The 21,700-nt window shown below is 73.0% G+C and carries 20 protein-coding genes and 1 tRNA gene; 8 read left to right on the plus strand and 13 right to left on the minus strand.

What is annotated here, in order from left to right; all coding sequences use genetic code 11:
• Complete coding sequence (locus ACNJ93_RS05195) at positions 1–1,605, plus strand: FAD-dependent oxidoreductase (protein WP_418956137.1); 1,605 nt, start codon at positions 1–3, stop codon at positions 1,603–1,605.
• Positions 1,606–1,761: 156 nt separating this feature from the next.
• Complete coding sequence (locus ACNJ93_RS05200) at positions 1,762–2,847, plus strand: PAC2 family protein (protein ID WP_418956138.1); 1,086 nt, start codon at positions 1,762–1,764, stop codon at positions 2,845–2,847.
• A 298-nt stretch (positions 2,848–3,145) separates the two neighbouring features.
• Here ACNJ93_RS05200 and mshC read toward each other — a convergent pair whose 3' ends face one another.
• The 4 genes from mshC to ACNJ93_RS05220 form a co-directional block, all read right to left on the minus strand.
• Positions 3,146–4,375 (minus strand): cysteine--1-D-myo-inosityl 2-amino-2-deoxy-alpha-D-glucopyranoside ligase, encoded by a 1,230-nt coding sequence (gene mshC / locus ACNJ93_RS05205; RefSeq protein ID WP_418956139.1) that lies wholly within the window; start codon positions 4,373–4,375, stop codon positions 3,146–3,148.
• A gap of 129 nt (positions 4,376–4,504) precedes the next feature.
• Positions 4,505–5,323, minus strand: a complete 819-nt coding sequence (locus tag ACNJ93_RS05210; RefSeq protein WP_418956140.1) for an SCO1664 family protein — start codon at positions 5,321–5,323, stop codon at positions 4,505–4,507.
• Positions 5,287–5,877, minus strand: coding sequence for a DUF3090 domain-containing protein (locus tag ACNJ93_RS05215; protein ID WP_418956141.1), 591 nt, complete (start codon positions 5,875–5,877; stop codon positions 5,287–5,289). The genes ACNJ93_RS05210 and ACNJ93_RS05215 overlap by 37 nt, the downstream gene beginning before the upstream one ends.
• 110 nt (positions 5,878–5,987) lie before the next feature.
• On the minus strand, positions 5,988–6,689 hold the full coding sequence (locus ACNJ93_RS05220; RefSeq protein WP_418956142.1) for a histidine phosphatase family protein: 702 nt from the start codon (positions 6,687–6,689) through the stop codon (positions 5,988–5,990).
• A gap of 52 nt (positions 6,690–6,741) precedes the next feature.
• Here ACNJ93_RS05220 and corA point away from each other — a divergent pair, with 52 nt between their 5' ends.
• Positions 6,742–7,746 carry a magnesium/cobalt transporter CorA gene (gene corA, locus ACNJ93_RS05225; RefSeq protein WP_418961313.1) on the plus strand — a complete coding sequence of 335 codons (1,005 nt, stop codon included), beginning with the start codon at positions 6,742–6,744 and terminating at the stop codon, positions 7,744–7,746.
• Positions 7,747–7,821: 75 nt separating this feature from the next.
• On the opposite strand, the gene ACNJ93_RS05230 is transcribed toward corA, so the two are convergent.
• The gene (locus ACNJ93_RS05230; protein WP_418961314.1) at positions 7,822–8,607 is read right to left on the minus strand and encodes a ferritin-like domain-containing protein; all 786 of its coding nucleotides are present in this window, start codon (positions 8,605–8,607) and stop codon (positions 7,822–7,824) included.
• Positions 8,608–8,831: 224 nt separating this feature from the next.
• Complete coding sequence (locus ACNJ93_RS05235; RefSeq protein WP_418956143.1) at positions 8,832–9,881, minus strand: LLM class F420-dependent oxidoreductase; 1,050 nt, start codon at positions 9,879–9,881, stop codon at positions 8,832–8,834.
• Between the two features lie 130 nt (positions 9,882–10,011).
• Here ACNJ93_RS05235 and ACNJ93_RS05240 point away from each other — a divergent pair, with 130 nt between their 5' ends.
• Both ACNJ93_RS05240 and ACNJ93_RS05245 read left to right on the plus strand, forming a co-directional pair.
• Positions 10,012–10,995, plus strand: coding sequence for an aldo/keto reductase (locus ACNJ93_RS05240; protein ID WP_418956144.1), 984 nt, complete (start codon positions 10,012–10,014; stop codon positions 10,993–10,995).
• Positions 10,992–13,349, plus strand: a complete 2,358-nt coding sequence (locus ACNJ93_RS05245; RefSeq protein WP_418956145.1) for a helix-hairpin-helix domain-containing protein — start codon at positions 10,992–10,994, stop codon at positions 13,347–13,349. The genes ACNJ93_RS05240 and ACNJ93_RS05245 overlap by 4 nt, the downstream gene beginning before the upstream one ends.
• A gap of 139 nt (positions 13,350–13,488) precedes the next feature.
• Here the strand turns inward: ACNJ93_RS05245 and ACNJ93_RS05250 are convergent, their stop codons facing one another.
• Positions 13,489–14,136: a hypothetical protein gene (locus tag ACNJ93_RS05250; RefSeq protein ID WP_418956146.1), complete on the minus strand. Its 648-nt coding sequence runs from the start codon at positions 14,134–14,136 to the stop codon at positions 13,489–13,491.
• Between the two features lie 47 nt (positions 14,137–14,183).
• Here ACNJ93_RS05250 and ACNJ93_RS05255 point away from each other — a divergent pair, with 47 nt between their 5' ends.
• Positions 14,184–14,372: a DUF5703 family protein gene (locus ACNJ93_RS05255; protein WP_418956147.1), complete on the plus strand. Its 189-nt coding sequence runs from the start codon at positions 14,184–14,186 to the stop codon at positions 14,370–14,372.
• A 47-nt stretch (positions 14,373–14,419) separates the two neighbouring features.
• On the opposite strand, the gene ACNJ93_RS05260 is transcribed toward ACNJ93_RS05255, so the two are convergent.
• The 3 genes from ACNJ93_RS05260 to ACNJ93_RS05270 form a co-directional block, all read right to left on the minus strand.
• Positions 14,420–15,154, minus strand: coding sequence for a chaplin family protein (locus ACNJ93_RS05260; RefSeq protein WP_418956148.1), 735 nt, complete (start codon positions 15,152–15,154; stop codon positions 14,420–14,422).
• Positions 15,155–15,307: 153 nt separating this feature from the next.
• Positions 15,308–15,541, minus strand: a complete 234-nt coding sequence (chpH, locus tag ACNJ93_RS05265) for a chaplin ChpH (protein ID WP_418956149.1) — start codon at positions 15,539–15,541, stop codon at positions 15,308–15,310.
• Between the two features lie 142 nt (positions 15,542–15,683).
• On the minus strand, positions 15,684–17,009 hold the full coding sequence (locus ACNJ93_RS05270; protein ID WP_418956150.1) for a M20/M25/M40 family metallo-hydrolase: 1,326 nt from the start codon (positions 17,007–17,009) through the stop codon (positions 15,684–15,686).
• A gap of 142 nt (positions 17,010–17,151) precedes the next feature.
• Between ACNJ93_RS05270 and ACNJ93_RS05275 the strand changes: the two genes are divergently transcribed.
• Together ACNJ93_RS05275 and ACNJ93_RS05280 are read left to right on the plus strand one after the other, a co-directional pair.
• Positions 17,152–17,239, plus strand: a tRNA-Leu gene (locus tag ACNJ93_RS05275).
• A gap of 81 nt (positions 17,240–17,320) precedes the next feature.
• Entirely contained in the window at positions 17,321–18,253 is a 933-nt protein-coding gene (locus ACNJ93_RS05280) for a pseudouridine synthase (protein WP_418956151.1), read from the plus strand.
• Here the strand turns inward: ACNJ93_RS05280 and ACNJ93_RS05285 are convergent.
• The 3 genes from ACNJ93_RS05285 to ACNJ93_RS05295 all read right to left on the minus strand — a co-directional run bounded on the left by ACNJ93_RS05285 (position 18,237) and on the right by ACNJ93_RS05295 (position 21,550).
• Positions 18,237–18,866, minus strand: coding sequence for an MBL fold metallo-hydrolase (locus ACNJ93_RS05285; RefSeq protein ID WP_418956152.1), 630 nt, complete (start codon positions 18,864–18,866; stop codon positions 18,237–18,239). The two genes, ACNJ93_RS05280 and ACNJ93_RS05285, sit on opposite strands and share 17 nt — an antisense overlap.
• The gene (locus tag ACNJ93_RS05290) at positions 18,866–19,951 is read right to left on the minus strand and encodes an S-(hydroxymethyl)mycothiol dehydrogenase (protein WP_418956153.1); all 1,086 of its coding nucleotides are present in this window, start codon (positions 19,949–19,951) and stop codon (positions 18,866–18,868) included. Before ACNJ93_RS05290 ends, ACNJ93_RS05285 begins: the two co-directional genes overlap by 1 nt.
• Positions 19,952–20,077: 126 nt before the next feature.
• A complete protein-coding gene (locus tag ACNJ93_RS05295) occupies positions 20,078–21,550 on the minus strand; it encodes an amino acid permease (protein ID WP_418956154.1) in 1,473 nt (490 codons plus the stop codon).
• Positions 21,551–21,700 lie beyond the last annotated feature (150 nt).

Genomic DNA, 21,700 nt, shown 5'->3' on the forward strand with positions numbered 1-21,700 from the left:
ATGACCACCCTGCAGAGCGTCCCCTCCCTCGGGACGCACCCGGCTGCCGGATCGCTTCCGACCCGCGCCGAGACCAGAGAGCAGCTTGCGAAGGCGACCTACGACCTTCTGGTGATCGGCGGCGGCATCCTGGGCATCTCGACCGCCTGGCACGCCGCGCAGTCCGGTCTGCGGGTGGCCCTGGTGGACGCCGGCGACTTCGCCGGCGCCACCTCCTCCGCCTCCTCCAAGCTGCTCCACGGCGGACTGCGCTACCTGCAGACCGGCGCCGTGAAGCTGGTCGCGGAGAACCACTTCGAGCGACGTGCGGTGTCCCGTCAGGTGGCGCCGCACCTCTCGAACCCCCTGACCTTCTACCTGCCCGTCTACAAGGGCGGCCCGCACGGCGCCGCCAAGCTGGGCGCCGGAGTCTTCGCGTACAGCGCGCTCTCCGCGTTCGGCGACGGCGTCGGCCACCTGCTCTCCCCCGCCAAGGCCGCGCAGGACGTGCCGGAGCTGCGGACGGACAACCTCAAGGCCGTGGCCGTCTACGGCGACGACCAGATGAACGACTCGCGCATGGCCCTGATGACCGTCCGGGCCGCCGTCGACGCCGGCGCGGTCGTCCTCAACCACGCCGAGGTCACCGGACTGCGCTTCACCCGCGGCCGGGTCACCGGCGCGGAGCTGAGGGACCGGCTCTCCGGCGACGAGTTCGGCGTCTCGGCCCGGCTGGTGCTCAACGCCACCGGCCCGTGGGTGGACCACCTGCGCCGGATGGAGGACCCGAACGCGGCCCCGTCCATCCGCCTGTCCAAGGGTGCGCACCTCGTCCTCAAGCGCACCTCCCCCTGGAAGGCGGCGCTGGCCACCCCGATCGACAAGTACCGGATCACCTTCGCCCTCCCCTGGGAGGACATGCTGCTCCTCGGCACCACCGACGAGGAGTACGAGGGCGACCCGGCCGACGTCGCGGTCAACGAGAAGGACATCGCCCAGATACTCGACGAGGCCGCCTTCTCCATCCGCGACCAGCAGCTCTCGCGCGATCTGATCACGTACTCCTTCGCGGGTCTGCGGGTGCTGCCGGGCGGGCCCGGCGACACGTCCAAGGCCAAGCGCGAGACGGTCGTCACCGAGGGCCGCGGCGGGATGCTGTCGGTGGCCGGCGGCAAGTGGACCACTTTCCGCCACATCGGCCGCACGATCATGAAGAAGCTGGAGTCGCTGCCCGGCCGTCCGCTCGGCGAGGACTACGAGCCGGTCGCCACGCTGCCCAAGCGGCTGCCGCTGCCCGGCATCGCCAACCCGAACGCGGTCGCGCACCGGCTGCTCGTGGACGGTCCGGCGCCCGGTCCGCGGATGGCCGCCGACACCGCCAAGCACCTGGCGACGCACTACGGTTCGCTCTCCTTCGACATCGCCCGGATGGCGAACGAGAACCCGGAGCTCGGCGAGCGCATCCACCCCGACGCCCCGGAGATCTGGGCGCAGGTGGCCTACGCCCGCGACCACGAGTGGGCCGAGACGGCGGACGACGTGCTGCGCCGCCGCACCACGCTGACGATCCGCGGACTGGCGACGGACGAGGTCCGCGCGAAGGTCGAGGACATGCTGCGCGGGTGAACCCCAGGCGGCTTCCAGGGGCGGTCCCTTCGGGGACCGCCCCTTCCGCGTCCGTGTGCGGGCGGGGTTTCCTGGGTAGCTGATCACGACCGAATCGGGTTCGGGAAAGCCGTAAGGTTGGTCCGTACGACAAGAACTTCGAAAAGGAGGCACTGGGTGATCGAGCTCGAGGGGGTTCCCGAGCTGATCGACCCGGTCATGGTGGCCGCGTTCGAGGGCTGGAACGACGCCGGCGACGCCGCCTCCACCGCGGTCGCGCATCTCGACCGGGAATGGAAGGGCGAGGTCTTCGCCGCGCTCGACGCCGAGGACTACTACGACTTCCAGGTCAACCGCCCCACGGTGTGGATGGACGGCGGCGTCCGGAAGATCACCTGGCCCACCACCCGGCTCTCCGTGGTCCGGATCGGCGGCGAGAAGCCCCGCGACCTGGTGCTGGTCCGCGGCATCGAGCCGTCCATGCGCTGGCGTTCGTTCTGCAACGAGCTGCTGGGCTTCGCGCACGAACTGGGCGTGGAGATGGTCGTCATCCTCGGCGCGCTGCTCGGCGACACCCCGCACACCCGTCCGGTCCCGGTCAGCGGCGTCACCTCCGACCCCGACCTGGCCCGCACGATGGACCTTGAGGAGACCCGCTACGAGGGTCCGACCGGCATCGTCGGCATCCTCCAGGAGGCGTGCACGCACGCGGGCGTCCCGGCGGTGAGCCTGTGGGCGGCCGTGCCGCACTACGTGTCCCAGCCGCCCAACCCGAAGGCCACCCTGGCGCTGCTGAACCGGCTGGAGGACCTGATCGGGCTGCGCATCCCGCTGGGCGAGCTGCCCGAGGACGCGCGGGCCTGGCAGCTGGGCGTGGACCAACTCGCCTCCGAGGACAGCGAGGTGGCCGAGTACGTCCAGACGCTGGAGGAGGCCCGGGACACCGCCGAGCTCCCGGAGGCGTCCGGCGAGGCGATCGCCCGGGAGTTCGAGCGCTATCTGCGCCGCCGTGAGCCCGGTACGGGTCCGGGCGTGGCCACGGAGGGCGGCGACGGCTCGTACCTGCGCGACCCCGGCGCCGACCGCACCCGTCCGCCGAAGCCCCAGCAGCCGGGGCCGGAGGCGGTGCCGGGCACGGAGCAGCAGGAGCAGCAGGAGCAGCAGGAGCAGTCGGAACTGCCGGAGCAGGGCGAGCAGCCCGAGCAGTCCGGGCAGCCGGAGCAGGGCGAGGACACGGGCGGCGGCCCGGACCGCGAGGAGTGACCGGTATGGGAGGGGTGGCACGGCCGCCCCTCCCATACGCGTTCCTCAGGATCGGCCGAAAACCGACCCTGCCATGGGGACCTTTCAGCCGCAGGAGAACCGGGCCGCGGCCCAGTCTCCGTGGTCGGTCCTGGTTCCACGTCAGGCCCTTGGCCCCCGACCAGAGTTCGGTGCCGTCGGCGCGGTACGCCGCGAAGCGAAGCGGCGACTTGTAGCGCCCGCGCGGCGGGCCGGACCATGGACTCGCCGCGGGCCGCTCCTGGACTTGTGTGGTCCGGGAGCGGCCCGCGACGGGCTCCTAGAGGGCGACGCCGAGGAGGGCGTCGACCGCGCGGGAGACCAGGCCGGGCGCGGACTCGTCCGTGCCGCCCTCGCTCTCCTGCAGCGCGGCCCAGCGGTCGACCGCGGCAAGCGCGGCCGGGGCGTCCAGGTCGTCGGCGAGGGCCTCACGGAGCTCCTCGACCAGCGCGTCGGCCGAGGGACCGTCCGGCCGGGAGACGGCGGCGCGCCAGCGGCCGAGCCGGGCGACGGCCTCGTCCAGGACGTCGTCGGTCCACTCCCAGTCGGCCCGGTAGTGGTGGGCCAGCAGGGACAGGCGGATCGCCGCCGGGTCGACGCCGGCCCGCCGCAGCGCGGAGACGAAGACCAGGTTGCCCTTGGACTTGGACATCTTCTCGCCGTGCAGGGCGACCATGCCGGCGTGCACGTACGCCTTGGCCATGGGGTACTCGCCGGTGAGCGTCTGGGCGTGGGAGGCGCCCATCTCGTGGTGCGGGAAGATCAGGTCGGAGCCGCCGCCCTGCACGTCGAATCCCATGCCGAGGTGGTCGAGGGCGATGGCGACGCACTCGATGTGCCAGCCGGGGCGGCCGGGGCCGAGGCTGCCGCCGTCCCAGCTCGGCTCGCCCTCGCGGGCGGCCATCCACAGCATCGGGTCGAGCGGGTTCTTCTTGCCCGGACGGTCCGGGTCGCCGCCCCGCTCGGCGGACAGGTGGCGCATCAGCGCGGTGTCGTAGTTCGAGACCTTGCCGAAGTGCGGGTCGGCCTCGACGGAGAAGTAGACGTCGCCGTCCAGCTCGTACGCGGCGCCGGCGTCGCGCAGCCGCTCCACCAGCGGCACGATCCCCGGTATCGCCTCGACGGCGCCGATGTAGTGCTGCGGGGGCAGCATCCGCAGGGCCGTCATGTCCTCGCGGAAGAGGGCCGTCTCGCGCTCGGCGAGAACGACCCAGTCGATGTCGTCGCGGAGCGCGCGCTCCAGGAGCGGGTCATCGACGTCGGTGACGTTCTGGACGTAGTGGACCTGCCGCTTGGTGTCGAGCCACACGCGCTGCACGAGGTCGAACGCGTTGTAGGTCGCCGCGTGACCCAGGTGGGTCGCGTCGTACGGCGTGATGCCGCAGACGTAGAGACGGGCGACAGGGCCGGGGGCGAGGGTCACTCGCCCGCCGGTCGCGGTGTCGTGGATCCGGAGGTCGCGGCCCTTGCCGGGCAGGGCGGGGACCTCAGAAGCGGGCCAGGCATGCATGCCCCGAGCGTAACCGGACGGGTGTTCCGGATACGAACCGGATACGGGATCTTGTCCGATGAGGCACTCTTGCGGATGCGCCGGGGCTGTGCCTGGGGGAGCCGCCCGGGTTTCCGCCGTCCGGGCCGGTCAGACCGGTGGCCAGGGGATCGCGGGCCACTGCCCCGAGGGCTCGGGGTGGCGTCCGGTGGTGCGCAGCCGGGTGACGCGCGCCCGGAGGGCGTCGATCTCGGCCGCGGTGAGCAGCTCCGCCAGGCGGGTGGCGAGGGACGCACCCGGGGCGAGCCCCGCGTCGAGGGCGGCGAGCGCCCCGGCGGCCTCGTCGGGCAGCGCCTCGCCGGCCCAGCCCCACAGCAGGGTGCGCAGTTTGTCCTCGACGTGGAAGGTGACGCCGTGGTCGATGCCGTACAGCCGGCCGTCGGGCGCGGGCAGCAGGTGGCCGCCCTTGCGGTCGCCGTTGTTGATCACCGCGTCGAGGACGGCGAGCCGGCGCAGCGCGGGATCGTCGGCGTGCACGAGCAGTGCGGTGCGGTCCTCGGCGACCTGGGCGAGCCCGACGGCCTTCCAGCCCTCGTCGGGCTCGTCCCGCTCGACCAGTCCGAGCAGCTCCGCCCCGGCGTCCGCCTCGATCCACAGCTGGACCATGCCCTCGCCGTACGGGCCGTCGCGCAGCACGGTCGGGGGCACCAGGCCCCAGCCGGTGGCCTCGGAGATCTCGTACGCGGCGAGCTCGCGCTGGGCGAGGGTTCCGTCGGGGAAGTCCCACAGCGGCCGTTCGCCGGCGACCGGCTTGTACACGCAGTCCGCGGTCTCGCCCTCGTACGCGACGGTGCACAGCAGCACGGCGTTGGACGCCTCACGGACCTGGCCCCGGACGGTCAGCTCGCCCTTGGCGAGCAGGTCGAGCACCGTCACGCCCCCCGGCGGTATCCGTTCTGGCGCGGGCATACGTGTCCTTCCGGGTCGAGCGGCAGGCTGCACAGCGGGCACGGCGGGCGGCCGGCGTTGACGACGTCGAGAGCCCGCTTGGCGAACGCGCGGGCCTGCGCGCCGGTGAGCCGGACCCGCAGCATCGGCGGACCGTTCTCCTCGTCCTGGAGCAGCCGCTCCTCGGCCTCGGCGAGATCCTCCTCGGACTCGACGTCGAGTTCGACGAGGGCCTGCGCCTCGACGATCATCCGCTGCTCCTCGCCGTCCCAGGCGAGGGCCATCGTGCCGACCCGGAACTCCTCCTCGACGGGTGTGTCGAGCGGGGCGGTGTCGGAGACGTCGGGCGGGGCGACGGCGGGCACCGGCGCGTTCCCGCCGGTGCGCCGGACGACCTCGTCGAGCAGTTCGTCCATGCGCTCGGCGAGGGCCGCGACCTGCGTCTTCTCCAGGGCCACGCTGGTGACCCGGCCCCCGGCGGAGGCCTGCAGGAAGAACGTGCGGCGGCCAGGCAGCCCGACCGTGCCGGCCACGAAGCGCTCCGGTGGGTCGTAGAGGAACACCTGACGGGCCACGTCCCTGTCTCCCTTGGGTCTCGGTGGTCGCCGGCGGCAATCGGGCTACGCAGCCCCGGGGTTGTCCCGGTGGCAGCCCTCCGGCCCGTCCACCCTACTGCGCCGGGCGATCACGGTGCGCCCGCGCCGCCGCCGACCTCCGCCGCGCCCGTGTCGCGGCCCCCGGCGTCGCCCGTGCCCCGGGGCGCGATCCCGGTGAGGTCGCCGGTGTCGCCGAGGCGGATCAGGAAGGGCCGCAGGCGGGTGTAGCGGATGACGGTGACGGAGCAGGGGTCGACGTGGATGCGCTGGAAGAGGTCGAGGTGCATGCCGAGCGCGTCGGCGACGACGGACTTGATGATGTCGCCGTGCGAGCACATCGCGTAGACGGCGTCCTCGCCGTGCTCGGCCTCGATCCGGGCGTTCCAGTCCCGGACCGCCTCCACGGCCCGCTGCTGCATCCCGCGCATCGACTCGCCGCCGGGGAACGCGGCGGCGGAGGCGTGGGCCTGGACGACCTGCATGAGGGGGTCGTCGGTCAGCTCGGCGAGTTTGCGGCCGGACCAGTCGCCGTAGTCGCACTCGTTGATGCGCTCCTCGGTGTGCAGCGCCAGCTCCGGGCGGGCCTCCAGGAGCGGGGCGAGGGTCTCCCGGCAGCGCTGCAGGGGGCTGCTGACCACCGCGGCGAGCGGCACTCCGGCCAGCCGGCCGGGCAGTGCGGCGGCCTGCGCGGCGCCCCGTTCGTCGAGCCCGACACCGGGGGTCCGGCCGGCGAGGACGGCGGCGGTGTTGGCGGTGGAGCGTCCGTGGCGGACGAGGATCAGCGTGGCCATGGGGGAAGGGTAAGGGCCGGAGCGGGTGCAGGGGGCGGACGGGCGGGGAAGAATACGCGGCGTGATCGTGGACAGTGCCATCTACCGGAACGGGCGCCGCACGGAGGGTCCCCGGGACCTCTCGGACGCCCTCGACGAGGCGAGGGCGTCGGGCGACGCGTTCCTGTGGGTCGGCCTGCACGAGCCCACGGAGCACGAGTTCGACCATGTCACCCAGGAGTTCGCGCTGCATCCGCTGGCGGTCGAGGACGCGCTGAAGGCGCATCAGCGGCCGAAGCTCGAGGTGTACGACGACTCGCTGTTCATGGTCCTCAAGCCGGTGGTGTACGAGCCGGAGAGCGACCGGGTGTCGACGGACGAGCTGATGCTCTTCGTCGGCGACTCGTTCGTGGTGACGGTCCGGCACGGCGACAGCGCGCCGCTGGCGCAGGTCCGCCGCCGGCTGGAGGCGGCGCCGGAGGTGCTGCGGCAGGGGCCGACGGCGGTGCTGTACGCGATCAGCGACGCGGTCGTGGACCACTACATGGAGGTGGCGGCCGAGCTCCAGGTGGACCTGGAGGAGCTGGAGACGGTGGTGTTCGCGCCGAGCGGCTCGCCGCACGGCGGGGACGCGAAGAGCACCGCGGCGCGGATCTACACGGCGAAGCGGCAGGTGCTGGAGTTCCGCCGGGCCAGCGGCCCGCTGACCTCGCCGCTGTCCCGGCTGGCGGCCGCCTCGGTGCCGTTCGTGCACGAGGAGGCGCGGCCGTTCTTCCGTGACGTCGGCGACCATCTGCTGCGGGCCAACGAGCAGGTGGAGAGCCTGGACCGGCTGCTGTCGGACGTGCTGTCGGCGCATCTGGCGCAGATGGGCGTGCGTCAGAACGACGACATGCGCAAGATCTCGGCGTGGGCGGCCATGGCCGCGGTCCCCACCATGGTGGCGGGGATCTACGGCATGAACTTCGATCACATGCCCGAACTGGGCTGGTGGTGGTCCTATCCGGCGGTGATCCTGCTGATGACCGCCGCCGTGACGGGCCTGCACCGGCTGTTCAAGCGGCGCGGCTGGCTGTAGGGGCCGGGACGCGCCGCAGGGGTTCGGGGAGCGCTGGTTTCGGGGCGCGCTGCACGGGTTTCGGCGCGCGCCCGCTCAGAAGGCGGGGGCGGGGGTGGCCGGTCCGCCGAGGGCGTCGCGGCGCGCGGGCATCTCCAGCTGCACCATGCGCCGCCAGCCGCCGGCCCGCTCGTACAGGTACATGGCGTGGATGCCGGCCTTCAGGGCGAGCGACTTGGCCTTGGGCCAGCGCAGCAGCCCGCCCATGTGCTCCATCACGGCGAGACTGACGTCGCGGTAGACCCGGATCTCGGTGAGGGCGGACTCGCGCAGGGTGCGCTGGATGAGCCGGCCGTGGCCGGCGTACGCCAGGCGCAGCAGCTCCTCGTGGCAGTACGCGAGGTGGTTGTCCTCGTCGTCGCAGATCATCCGGATCGCCTTGCCGAGCTCGGGGTGGTCGCCGAAGTGCTTGACCAGCATGTCCATCTGGTCGGCGGCGCGCTGCTCGGTGACCCGGCTGTGCGACAGGTAGACGATGACGTCGCGCTCGGTCAGCGGTTCGTCCCGCTTGAGCTTGGCGTGGGGCAGGCCGATCCCCTGCCGTTCCAGGAGCATCGTGTAGTCGGTCTCGGGCGGGACGTCGACGGGCGGCAGACCGCGCTTCTTGAGCAGCGCGTTGAAGATCCTGCCGTGCTTGTCCTCGTCGGCGCCGTGCCGGGTGATCTTCGGCGCCAGGTCCCGCATGGCCGCGGGCACGAGGGCGGCGATCCGGCCGTTCTCCCAGCCGCCCTGGGCCTCGCCGCTGGCGGCGATGGAGCAGAAGAGCTGGAAGGCGTCGTCGTCGTCGACGATTTCCTGGAACAGGCTTCGGGCCGAGAGCATTGCTGCCACCTCCATGCGGACGTCCGCACGTCGCACGCCCGCAGTGAAGAAGTCAAGTGCGCGCGGCCGGAGGCGGCAACACGGGGAGGCGCCGGCTCCGCCGAACGGCGGAATCGTCCGGCCCCGTAACCGGCGGCGCGATGACGCGTTGTGCAGCGTGACGGCCGTGGCGGGGAAGACCCCCGAGCCCCCACCACGGCCGCGGACTCACCGGGCGCCGCCGGTCACGCGAGGCCGGCGCGCTCCAGGGCCTCGACGCCGGCGCGCAGCGCGGCCACCCGCTCGTCGAGGGTGAACCCGGCCGGGGACAGCGTCAGCGTGGTGACGCCGGCGGCGGCGTAGGCGGCCATCCGGTCCGCGATGGCGGCCACGTCGCCGAGCAGCGCGGTCTCCTCGATCAGCTTCCGGGGCACGGCCGCGGCCGCGCCGGTCTTGTCGCCGGCCAGGTACTTGTCCTGGATCTCGGCGGCCTCCTTCTCGTAGCCCATGCGCTGGGCGAGCTGGTTGTAGAAGTTCTGCTTGCGGCTGCCCATGCCGCCGACGTACAGGGCGGTGTACGGGCGGAACATGTCCGCCAGCGCGTCGACGTCCGTGCCCAGGGCGATCGGCAGGGTGGGGTGGACGTCGAAGCCGTCCATGGTCAGACCGGCCTTCTCCCGGCCCGCCCGGAGGTGCCGGATCGCGGTCTCCTCAAGGTGCTCGGCGGAGGGGAAGATCAGCAGGGCGCCGTCGGCGATCTCGCCGGTCTGCTCCAGGTTCTTCGGGCCGATCGCCGCGATGTAGAGCGGGATGTGCTCGCGCTCCGGGTGCACGGTGAGCTTGATGGGCTTGCCGGGGCCGTCGGGCAGCGGGAGCGTCCAGTGCTCGCCGGCGTAGCTGAGGCGCTCGCGGGTCATCGCCTTGCGGACGATCTCCACGTACTCGCGGGTGCGGGCCAGCGGCTTGTCGAACTTGACGCCGTACCAGCCCTCCGAGACCTGCGGGCCGGAGACGCCGAGGCCGAGGCGGAAGCGGCCGCCGGAGAGGGAGTCGAGGGTGGCGGCGGTCATCGCCGTCATGGCGGGCTGGCGGGCCGGGATCTGCATGATCGCGGAGCCGACGTCGATCCGCTCGGTCTGGGCGGCGACCCAGGTGAGCACGGTCGGGGCGTCCGAGCCGTACGCCTCGGCGGCCCAGCACACGTCGTAGCCGAGCCGGTCGGCCTCCTGCGCGACGGCGAGGTTGTCGCCGTCCATCCCGGCGCCCCAGTAGCCGAGGTTGATGCCCAGTCGCATGCTCAACACCCTCTTTACCGATCAGTAACGTCCCTGTGCGCCGGACTCTAGCGCGGCGGACCGGATCCGTCAGGAGCCGGTTGTCCACAGGCTCTCTCCGCGTGGTGCCCTGGCCAGTAATCTCGCGCTCATGGAGCAGAGGCATCTCGGCCGTACCGGCCTGCGCGTGTCCCGGATCGGGCTCGGCACCCTGACCTGGGGCCGGGACACGGACGAACACGACGCCGCGGAACAGCTGAAGGCGTTCTGGGAGGCGGGCGGCACGCTGGTCGACACGGCGGACGTGTACGGCGGCGGCGAGGCGGAGTACCTGCTCGGGCAGTTCGTGGGCGGTCTGGTGCCGCGGCGGGACCTGGTGATCTCCACGAAGGCGGGCAGCGTCCCGGATCCGGACCGGCGCTGCGACGGCTCGCGGGGGCATCTGCTGGCCGCGCTCGACGCCTCGCTGGCGCGGCTCGGCACGGACTACGTGGATGTGTGGCAGCTGCACGCCTACGACCCGCACACCCCGCTGGAGGAGTCGCTGCAGGCGCTCGACCTGGCGGTGAGCAGCGGGCGGGCGCGGTACGCGGGGGTGGCGAACTTCTGCGGCTGGCAGCTGGCCAAGGCGGCGACCTGGCAGCTCGGCGGGGCGGGCACGCGGACCCGGCTGGCCGGGACGCAGATGGAGTACTCGCTGCTGCAGCGGGGCGTGGAGCGCGAGGTGCTGCCCTGCGCGCGGGACCTCGGCATAGGGCTGCTGCCCTCCTCCCCGCTCGGCCGCGGGGTGCTGACGGGCAAGTACCGGCACGGCACCCCGGCGGACTCGCGGGGCGGCTCGGAGACGATGGCCCCGTTCGTGGAGCCGTACCTGGACGAGACGGCGGGCCGGATCGTGGAGGCGGTCGCGACGGCGGCGGACGGCCTGGCGGCCACGCCGTTGCAGGTCGCGCTCGCGTGGGTGCGGGACCGGCCGGGCGTGACGGCCCCGATCGTCGGCGCGCGCGACGCGCGGCAGCTCATCGAGGCGTTGTCGGTGGAGACCCTTAGTCTTCCTGACGAGATCTGCCGGGCCCTCGACGACGTCTCGGCGCCCGTGCATCGCTACCCGGACCACGACTGGAGCACGCTGTGACCGTCCCCGACCCCTCGCGGGTTTCCCCGTCCCCCGACGCGCCGGAGCCGGAGGCGACCGCCGCCGAGCCTCAGCAGGGGGCGGCGGACGCGGCGGAGCCCACGGAGGGCGACACCGGCACGCCGCCGGAGGGCGCGGCGGCCGGCGGGGCCGAGGACGCGGGTACGACGCCGGGGGCGGAGGGCGCGGGTACGGCCCGGGACGCTGAGGGCGCCGGTACGGCACCCGGCGCGGAAGACACGGGGACGGCGCCCGGTGCGGAGGACGGCGGCGAGGACGAGGACGCGGGTACGGAGCCGGACGCGCAGGACGCGGGCACGGCCCCCGACGCGGAGGACGCCGGTTCGGCCCCGGGTGCGGAGGACGGCGAGGCGGAGGCCGCGCGGCAGTTGTCCGAGGCGGAGGCCGAGCTGGCGGCGCAGCGGGAGGAGCGGGCCCGGATCGAGCGGCGGAAGGCCGAGAAGGCCGGGCCGATCGAGAGCGGGGCCAAGCTCAGCGGCAAGGCGGCCGACCTGCTCGCGGCCGTACGCGCCGTGGAGTCCGGGGCGACCCCGGGCGAGGCGTTCTACGAGCCCCCCGCCCCCGCGCCCCGGCGCCCCGCCCCGCAGCCGGCCCCGCCGGTACGCGCGCCGCGGCCCGAGGCGGCGCCCGCCGCGCGGACGGCCGCTCCGGAGACCGTCGCGGCGGTGCGCGAGGTGCTGGCGGCGGGCGGCGCCCCGGAGGGGCTGGCGCCCAGGGTCGCCGCCCTGCTCGGCGAGGGCGCGGCGCAGGCGCTGCGGGAGGACCCCTGGCGGCTGCTGGCCGTGCCCGGAGTGCAGCCCGACCCGGCGGACGGCTTCGCCCGGGCGCTGCTGGGGCAGGCCGCGGGGCCGGGCGACCCGCGCCGTACCGCGGCCCTCGTCGCCTGGCTGCTGGAGCGGGCCGCGCTGCAGGGCCACACGGCCATGGAGCTGTCGGCGGTCCGCGCCGCGCTCGCCGAGCGGTCGGTGCCCGACCCGGACGAGGCCGTGCGGCAGGCGGTCGCCGAGGGCGTGGTCCTCGTCTTCCAGGAGGACGAGCCGGAGGAGCAGGCCGTCGAGGGCGAGGAGGCCCCGGAGCCCGCGGCGGACGCCGGTCCGCCCGCGCCCGTGCTGCTGGGCCTCGACCGGTACGCGCTGGCCGAGGAGAGCCTGGCCGACGGCCTGGCCCGGCTGGCCCGGACGGTCGACCCAGCCGAGTGGGACGGCCCCGAGCTCGCCCGCGCCTGCGGGGCGCACGGCCTCGTCGTGCACACCGGCGGCGAGGCCGCCCGCGCCGAGCCGGTGGCGCTCGTGCGCGCCGCCCGGGAGCGCGGGCTGCGCGCCGCCGTCGCGGTGCACACGGAGAACGGCCGCCGCAGGCTGGGGCCGGACGCGGCCGCGGTCACCGTGGCCGACCTGCTGTCCGGCGCCGCGGGCCTGGCCCGTGACGAGGACGGCGCGCTGGCCCTGGACCTCCTCGCGGTCCTGGACGCCCCGCAGCTGGACGTGGAGACCGCGGCGATGCTGGTGGAGGCGCTGCCGGACGGCTGCCGGCTGCTGCTGAGCGGCGATCCCGCCGTGCTCGGCGGGGCCGGCGCCGGCCGCGTCTTCGGCGACGTGCTGGCCGCGAAGGTCTGCCCGCAGCTCGCCTCGCGCACGCCGGACCCGGGGCCGCTGGGCGAGCTGGTCTCCGGCATCGGGGCCGGCGAGCTGACGCAGGTCGAGGCCCCGGGCAAGGAGCTGGTGATCGTCCCGGTGCGGGACGCGGGCGAGGCCGTGCACCGCACGGTGCAGCTGGTCGCGGACTCCGTGCCGCGGGCCATCGGCGTCCCCGCCGAGCAGACGCAGGTGATCACCGTGGGCCACGGCGGCTCGGCGGGCACCCGCGCGCTGAACGCGGCGCTCAAGCTGCGGCTCAACCCGGGCCCCGGCCGGTTCGGCGGCTTCGACCCGGGCGACCGGGTGGCCCACTCCCCCGCGCCGGGCCGTACGCGGTGCGGTGCGGTGGTCTCCGCCGACGCGGAGGGCCTGTACCTGGACTGCTCGGGCGAGAAGGTCCTCGTGCCGAAGGACCGCGTGGAGGCGGAGGTCCGGCACGGCTGGGCGCTGACCGCGCACCAGGCGGCCGGGATGCGCTGGCCGGCCGTGGTGGCGGTGCTGCCGGGCGACGCGGCGCAGGGCCTGAGCCGGGCGTGGGTGTACACGGCCTTCGGTCGGGCCGAGCGGCATCTGTCGGTGGTGCACGGCGTGGACCAGGCGCTGCCCCGCGCGGTCGCGGAGGTCCTCGCGCCGCCCCGTACGACCCGCCTGCGCCCGCTCCTGGAGGCCCTGCTGGCCACGCCGGACGAGGGCTAGGGGCGCCGGGAAAGTCCCGCCTGGCTCGCCCTGCCCTTCGGGCAGACGACTCTTTCCGGACACGCCCTGGACGAGAAGACGCGAGAGGGGCGGGACACCCGGTGTCCCGCCCCTCGGCGCGTCGCGCCCCTCCGGGCGCTCAGCCGCGGACGTCGTCCTCGTCGGCCGTCTCGTCGTCGAAGACCGCGCTGACGTCGAAGCGGCACACGATCCGCTCCGGGTCGGCCTGCTCGAAGGGCGCGTCCAGCCACTCCCCCGGTTCCGGCAGCTCCTCGGCGGCCGAGACCCAGAGCGTGGAGTCGCCCTCCTCCAGACCGAACTCCTTGTGCCGCGAGGCGATTTCGTCCGGTTCGTACTCCCCGAACAGCACCCCGATCGCCGCGTGCGTGCTGCCGCCGACCAGGGCGGCGCCCTCCGGCCCGTCCTCGTCGTCGGCCTCCAGGTCCGCGATCCGCTGCGCCTGGGCGAGCAGGCGCTGTGGCTCCACCACGGCGTAGTCGCGCCGGATCAGCACGCTCAGCGCGTGCGGCTCCTCGGGACCGGCGTACGGAGGCAGCGAGTCCTCGGCGCCGGGGATCTCGAAGGGAGTGACCTCGTCGTACCGGTCGTAGAGCCGTTCGTCGTAGGCCTCGGCCGCGGCGGCCAGGGCGTTGAAGGCCTCGTGGACGGCGGGGTCGTCGTCGCCCTCGCGGCGTTCGACCGCCTGCAGGTGACGGTCCAGTGCGGCTTTGACCGCCTCGGCGGCGGCGCGTACCTCGGCAGCGGTGGGCTGCGCAGCATCAGACATAGGACAGACGCTATCCGTACGGAGCCGGTGCCCGCACAATAGATGCGATGCCGGAATACGAATTTGTCGACGTGTACGTGCCGCGAGGCGTCTCCCGCAAGGAGGCGACCCGGCTCCTGACCGATCATGCCGAGTACGGACACTGGGAGTTGGACCGGTTGAGCCTGCTCCGGGACGGCAGCCGCAAGGTGCGGTTGCGCCGGCGCATCATCCGCCAGCTCCGCGCCACCTGGTGAGAGAAAAGGGGCCCCGCCGTGCGGGGCCCCTGGTGTCGCGTCGTCCGTCAGGCGGAGACGCGGGCGCGGCGGTACAGGATCGCGCCGCCGATCAGCGCACCCGCGCCGGCCGGGAGCAGCAGGCCGAGCGGGATGCCGGCGCCGGTCTCGGCGAGCTCCCCGGAGCTCTGCGGCGGGGTGATCGCACGCGTCCCGGGGTTGTTGTGACCGCCGGACGTGCCGGGCTCACCCGGGTGAGCGGGCTTCCCCGGCTCGCCGGGGTGCTGCGGCTCGCCCGGATTGCCCGGGTTGTTCGGCTCGCCCGGGTTCCCCGGCTCCTGCGGCTCGCCCGGCGGCGTCGGCTCGACGCCGTTGTCGCAGTCGTTCCCGTACGCGCTGTTGCCCACGCCGATCACGTCGACGCTGTTGCCGCAGGCGTTCACCGGCACGTCGACCGGCACCTGGACGTTGTTGCCGGAGCCCACGCCCGGCGAGTCGCTCGTCTGCCCGTCCGCGGACGAGCCGCTGCCGCCGCCGCCCGGCTCGGAGGCCGGCCCGGAGACGTTGGCGCACGAGTTGCCGAACGCCGGGTTCAGCACCCCGACCACGCTGACGGTGTTCCCACAGGCGTTCACCGGAACGTGCACCGGAACCTGGACGGAATTGCCGGACGCGACGCCCGGGGAATTCGTCGCGGCGCCGCCCGCATTCGCGTCGGCGTGCGCGTAACCGCCGCCCAGCGCGGCGAATACCCCGCCCGCGGCCGCAACGGTGATCAGGCCCTTGCGCGTGACCTGTCGCATAGCTAGTCCTGCCTTCTCGGCTGAAGCCGTCTCGGCTTCTCGGAATCCTCCCGACACCCGGCCGGGAGGGCGGAATGCCCACCGGCCCCGGAGTGCATGGCACGCACTCCGGGGCCGGCGTGGCTCAGACCCGCTGGGGGTCGAGGCTCAACGTCAGGCGTTGACGCAGGTGTTGCCGAAGGCGGGGTTCAGCAGCCCGATCACGGAGACCGTGTTGCCGCACACGTTCACCGGGATGTGGATCGGGACCTGGACGACGTTGCCCGAGAGCACGCCCGGGGAGTGCACGGCGGCACCCTGAGCGCCCGCGTCGGCAACGGCCATGCCCGCGCCCGCCAGAACGAGACCGCCGGTGGCAGCCGCAGCAGCGACGACCTTCTTGATCATTATTCCTCCTTGATGGCAAGCGGTCCCATCGCTGCGGACCGCAACACCTGTAACGAGGGGGAAGTAATGGGGCTACGAGCCTATGAGCGCATTCACTCTTTCCGGTCAGAGTCAAACAGGCGGGCGAATGTCCGCCCGGGTGTCACGAGGCGTCGATGAAACGGTCCAGCACGCGCACGCCGAACTTCAGCCCGTCCACCGGGACGCGCTCGTCGACGCCGTGGAACATCCCGGCGAAGTCCAGCTCCGGCGGCAGCTGCAGCGGTGCGAAGCCGAAGCAGCGGATGCCGAGATCGTCGAAGGACTTGGCGTCGGTGCCGCCGGAGAGCATGTACGGGACGGCCCGCGCGATCGGGTCCTCGGCGCGCAGCGCCGACTGCATGGCGTCCACCAGGCTCCCGTCGAAGCTGGTCTCCAGGGCCTTGTCGGCGTGCACGTCCTCGCGCCTGACCCGGGGCCCGAGGATCCGGTCCAGATCGGCCAGGAACTCCTCCTCGTACCCCGGCAGGAAGCGGCCGTCGACGTGGGCAGTGGCCTGGCCCGGGATCACGTTCACCTTGTAGCCGGCGCCGAGCATCGTCGGGGCGGCCGAGTTGCGCAGGGTGGCCCCGACCATCTTGGCGATGCCGCCCAGCTTGGCGAGGGTGGCGTCCATGTCCTCGGGGTCGAGCGGGGTGCCGAGCGCGTCGGACAGCTCGTCCAGGAAGGACCGCACGGTCTTGGTGACCCGCACCGGCCACGTGTGCCGGCCGAGCCGTCCCACCGCCTCGCACAGCTCGGTGATCGCGTTGTCGCTGTTGGTCATGGAGCCGTGGCCGGCCGTGCCCTCGACGGTCAGCCGCATCCAGTGCATGCCCTTCTGCGCCGTCTCCACCAGGTAGAGCCGCAGGTTCTCGTTCACCGTGAACGAGAAGCCGCCGACCTCGCCGATCGCCTCCGTGACACCCTCGAAGAGGTCCGGGTGCTTGTCGACCAGGTACCGCGCGCCGTACGTGCCGCCGGCCTCCTCGTCGGCGAGGAAGGCGAGCACGATGTCGCGCGGGGGCCTGCGGCCGCTGCGCAGCCGGTCGCGGACGACCGCCAGGGTCATCGCGTCCATGTCCTTCATGTCCACCGCGCCCCGGCCCCAGACGCAGCCGTCGGCGATCTCCCCGGAGAACGGGTGGTGGGTCCAGTCCTCGGCGTTGGCCGGGACGACGTCGGTGTGGCCGTGGATGAGCAGGGCCGGCCGGGACGGGTCCTCGCCCTCGATCCGGGCCACCGTGGAGGCCCGGCCCTTGTGCGACTCGAAGATCTTCGGTTCGAGGCCGACCTCGGCGAGCTTCTCGGCCACGTACTCGGCCGCCGCCCGCTCGCCCGGGCCGGAGTGGTCGCCGTAGTTGCTGGTGTCGATGCGGATGAGGTCGCGGCAGAGGTCCGCGACCTCGTCCTCGCCGGCGACGCCCCGGTTCGCGTTCGACTCGCTCACGCTGCTTCCTCCCACTTCACTGCCCCTCACTGCCGGTGGTCCCCCTCATCCTCCCGCGCACCCGGGGTGGTGATCGACCCCCTCGAATGTTTGCTATGGTTTTCCTCGTCGGAACGGCCCAGGCCGGAAAGACAGACACCTGGTCCGGGTGGCGGAATGGCAGACGCGCTAGCTTGAGGTGCTAGTGCCCTTTATCGGGCGTGGGGGTTCAAGTCCCCCCTCGGACACCAGCGAAGGACCCCACGACGTGGGGTCCTTCTTGTTGTGGCCGAATCTTGGTGTGGCCGGAAACGTACGACGGAGCGCCCCTGATGCGACGGAGAACGAAGACCCCGGTGTCGCCGTTGCCGCAGCGCGACGGGATCGACGCGGTGCGCGTGCGGCTGCCCGAGGACCGGGACGGCGTCTGGGGAACCGTACGGGAGCATCTGATCGCGCGCTTCGGCCCGGCCGTCGGGGGCGGGCCGGTCGAGGCCATGCTCGCCGAGGGGCGGTTCGTGGGGGCCGACGGGCGGGCCGTGGACGGGGACGAGCCGTACACCGCCGGGCGGTACCTGTGGTTCCACCGGGACTTCGCCCCCGAGGAGCGGGTTCCGTTCGAGGTGGCCGTGGTGCACCGGGACGAGCGGATCGTGGTCGCCGACAAGCCGCATTTCCTCGCCACCATGCCGCGCGGGCGGCACATCACCGAGACCGCTCTCGCACGCCTGCGGCGAGACCTGGAACTGCCGGAGCTGCAGCCGGCCCACCGGCTGGACCGGCTCACCGCGGGCCTGGTGCTCTTCGTCGTACGGCCGGAGGACCGGGGGGCGTACCAGACGCTGTTCCGGGACCGGCGGGTGCGCAAGGAGTACGAGGCGGTCGCCCCGTACGACCCCGGCCTGGCGCTGCCGGTGACCGTGCGCAGCCGGATCGAGAAGGAGCGCGGGGAGCAGGCCGCCCGGGAGGTGCCCGGCGAGCCGAACAGCGAGAGCCGTGTGGAGCTCGTGGAGCGGCTCGACGGCGGGCTCGCCCGGTACCGGCTGGTGCCGGTGACCGGGCGGACCCATCAGCTCCGGGTGCACATGAACGCGCTGGGCGTGCCGATCCTGGACGACCCGGTGTACCCGGTGGTGCGCCCGGACGGGCCGGAGGACCACACGCGGCCGCTGCGGCTGCTGGCGCGGACGCTGGAGTTCCCCGACCCGGTCACGGGCGCGGAGCTGCGGTTCGGGAGCGGGCTCTCGCTCAGTGGCCGCGCCTGAGCCATTCCTCCAGGTGCGGGGCCTCCTCGCCGATGGTGGTGGAGTCGCCGTGGCCGGTGCGGACGACGGTCTGCGGGGGCAGGGTCAGCAGCTTCTCCCGGATCGAGTCGATGATCGTCGGGAAGTCCGAGAAGGACCGGCCGGTGGCGCCGGGGCCGCCCTGGAAGAGGGTGTCGCCGGAGAAGAGCGTGCCGAGCTGGGGGGCGTACAGGCAGACCGCGCCGGGGGCGTGGCCGGGGGTGTGCAGCACCGTGAGGTCGGTGCCGGCGATGGTGAGCACCTGACCGTCGGCCAGTTCGCCGTCGGGGGTGTGGTCGGGGTGGGTGAGCTTCCACAGCGGGTGGTCGCCGGGGTGCAGCAGGATGCGCGCGCCGGTGGCGGCGGCGAGGGCCGGGGCGGCGTCGATGTGGTCGTCGTGGGCGTGGGTGCAGACGATGGCGCGCAGGGTGCGGCCGTCGAGGGCGGCGAGGATCGCCTCGGCGTCGTGCGCGGCGTCGATGACGAGGGCCTCGGAGTCGTCGCCGACGATCCAGACGTTGTTGTCCACCTCCCAGGTCCCGCCGTCGAGGGAGAACGTGCCGGAGGTGACGAGGCGGTCGATGCGGGCGGCCATCAGAGGACCACCACCGAGCGCAGCACGTCGCCCTCGTGCATGCGGGCGAAGGCCTTCTCGACGTCGCCCAGGCCGATGGTCTCGGTGACGAAGGCGGCGAGGTCGATGCGGCCCTGCTGGTGCAGGTCGATGAGCATCGGGAAGTCGCGGGAGGGGAGGCAGTCGCCGTACCAGGAGGACTTGAGCGCCCCGCCGCGGCCGAAGACGTCGATCAGCGGCAGTTCCAGCTTCATGTCGGGGGTGGGGACGCCGACGAGGACGACGGTGCCGGCGAGGTCGCGGGCGTAGAAGGCCTGCTCGTACGTCTCGGGGCGGCCGACCGCCTCGATGACGACGTCGGCGCCGAAGCCGCCGGTGAGCTCGCGGATCGCCTCGACGGGGTCGGCGGTGCGGGAGTTGACGGTGTGGGTGGCTCCCATCGATGTGGCCGTCTCGAGCTTGCGGTCGTCGATGTCGACGGCGATGATCCGGGCCGCGCCGGCGAGCCGGGCGCCGACGATCGCCGCGTCGCCGACGCCGCCACAGCCGATGACGGCGACGGAGTCGCCGCGGCCGACGTTGCCGGTGTTGACGGCGGCGCCGATGCCGGCCATGACGCCGCAGCCGAGAAGGCCGGCGACGGACGGGGCGACGGCGGGGTCGACCTTGGTGCACTGTCCGGCGGCGACCAGGGTCTTCTCGGCGAAGGCGCCGATGCCGAGGGCCGGGGAGAGTTCCGTGCCGTCGAGCAGGGTCATCCGCTGCTTCGCGTTGTGGGTGTCGAAGCAGTACCAGGGGCGGCCGCGCAGGCAGGCCCGGCAGGAGCCGCAGACGGCGCGCCAGTTGAGGATCACGAAGTCGCCGGGGGCGACGTCGGTGACGCCCTCGCCGACGGACTCGACGACGCCGGCGGCCTCGTGACCGAGGAGGAAGGGGAACTCGTCGTTGATCCCGCCCTGCTTGTAGTGCAGGTCGGTGTGGCAGACGCCGCAGGCCTGGACCATCACCACGGCCTCGCCCGGTCCGGGGTCGGGGATCAGAATCGTCTCGACGCGTACGGGCTCGTTCCTGCCGGGGGCGACGACCCCCTGCACCTGCTGCGGCATCGTGGACTTCCCTTCCTCGCACCGGATCTTGTAAGGCTCTTGGGTATCACTGTCTCCTGACGCAGCGCGAGACCCCCGCAGGCCACGCCTGCGGGGGTCTCGTTGCTCCCGTACGGGAGGGGGGCGTCAGTCCTGCGCGGAGCCGGCCGTGGCGCGGACCCGGCCGCGGACCAGGAACCAGCCGCCGACCAGGGCGGCCGCGATGAGCGGCAGGCAGTTGACGGTGGTGCGGCCGACGCCGCCGTCCATCCACATCAGGACCACGACGGAGGCCAGGAAGACCAGCGTCACGATCTGCGTGTACGGGGCCCAGGGCAGCTGGTACGCCGGGCGGACCAGCTTGCCCTCCTTGGCGCGGCGGACGAAGAGCAGCGAGCAGACCATGATCATCGCCCAGGTGCCGATGATGCCGATCGAGGCGAAGTTCAGCACCAGCTCGAAGGCGTCCTCCGGCATGACGAAGTTGAGGAAGACGCCGGCGACGCCGAAGCCCGCGGTGAGCAGGATGCCGCCGTAGGGGACGCCGCCCTTGTTCATGACGCCGGTGAACTTCGGCGCGGAGCCGGCCAGCGACATGGAGCGCAGGATGCGGCCGGTGGAGTACAGGCCGGAGTTCAGGCTGGAGAGCGCGGCCGTCAGGACGACGAGGTTCATCACGCCGGCGGCGCCGGGGATGCCGAGCTTGTCGAAGACGGTGACGAACGGGCTCTGGTCGCCGGTGTAGGCGGTGTACGGGAGGATCAGCGCCAGCAGGACGACGGAGCCGACGTAGAACAGGCCGACGCGCCACATGATCGAGTTGATCGCCTTGGGCATGATCTTCTCGGGGTTCTCGGTCTCGCCGGCGGCGACGCCGCACAGCTCGACGGAGGCGTAGGCGAAGACGACGCCCTGGATCAGCAGCAGCATCGGCATGACGCCGTTCGGGAAGATGCCGCCGTTCTCGCTGATGTTGGCCAGGCCAGGCGTGTGGCCGCCGACGTCGTGCGAGGTCACGACGAGGAAGATGCCGACGACCATGAAGATCACCAGGGCGGCGACCTTGATGATCGCGAACCAGAACTCCATCTCGCCGAAGTACTTCACGGAGATGAGGTTGGCGGCGAGCACGATGGCGAGGGCGATCAGCGCGAGGATCCACTGCGGGACGTCGCTGAACATCGACCAGAAGTGGGCGTAGGTCGCGGCCGCGGTGATGTCGGCGACGGCGGTGGTCGACCAGTTCAGGAAGTACAGCCAGCCGGCCGTGTAGGCGCCCTTCTCGCCCATGAACTCACGGGCGTAGGAGACGAAGGCGCCAGAGGAGGGGCGGTAGAGCACGAGCTCACCGAGGGCCCGCACCACGAAGAAGGCGAACACGCCGCAGATCGCGTAGGCGATGAAGAGGGAGGGGCCGGCGTTCGCCATGCGGCCGCCGGCGCCGAGGAACAGGCCGGTGCCGATCGCGCCGCCGATGGCGATCATGTTGATGTGCCGGGACTTCAGGTCCTTGCGGTAGCCGGCGTCGCCGGCGTCCACGTGGGTGGGGGTGTTCGACGCCGTGGAGGCCGCCGAACCGGCGGACAGCGGGTCGGCCGCAGTGGACATGCGGTCACTCATGGAGTTGTTCGCCTTCGTGAGGGGGAGGGGTCTGTGCGGTACCCGGCCGGACTCGAGGAGATCGTCCTTTCGCGCGGCCAGCGCACATCGTCAGACAAGAAGCCCTCACTGACAGTGACCAACGTCACTGAACGCCCTTATTTGAGCTAC

The sequence above is a fragment of the Streptomyces tritici genome, from assembly GCF_048500665.1.
Classification (GTDB): Bacteria; Actinomycetota; Actinomycetes; order Streptomycetales; family Streptomycetaceae; genus Streptomyces; species Streptomyces tritici.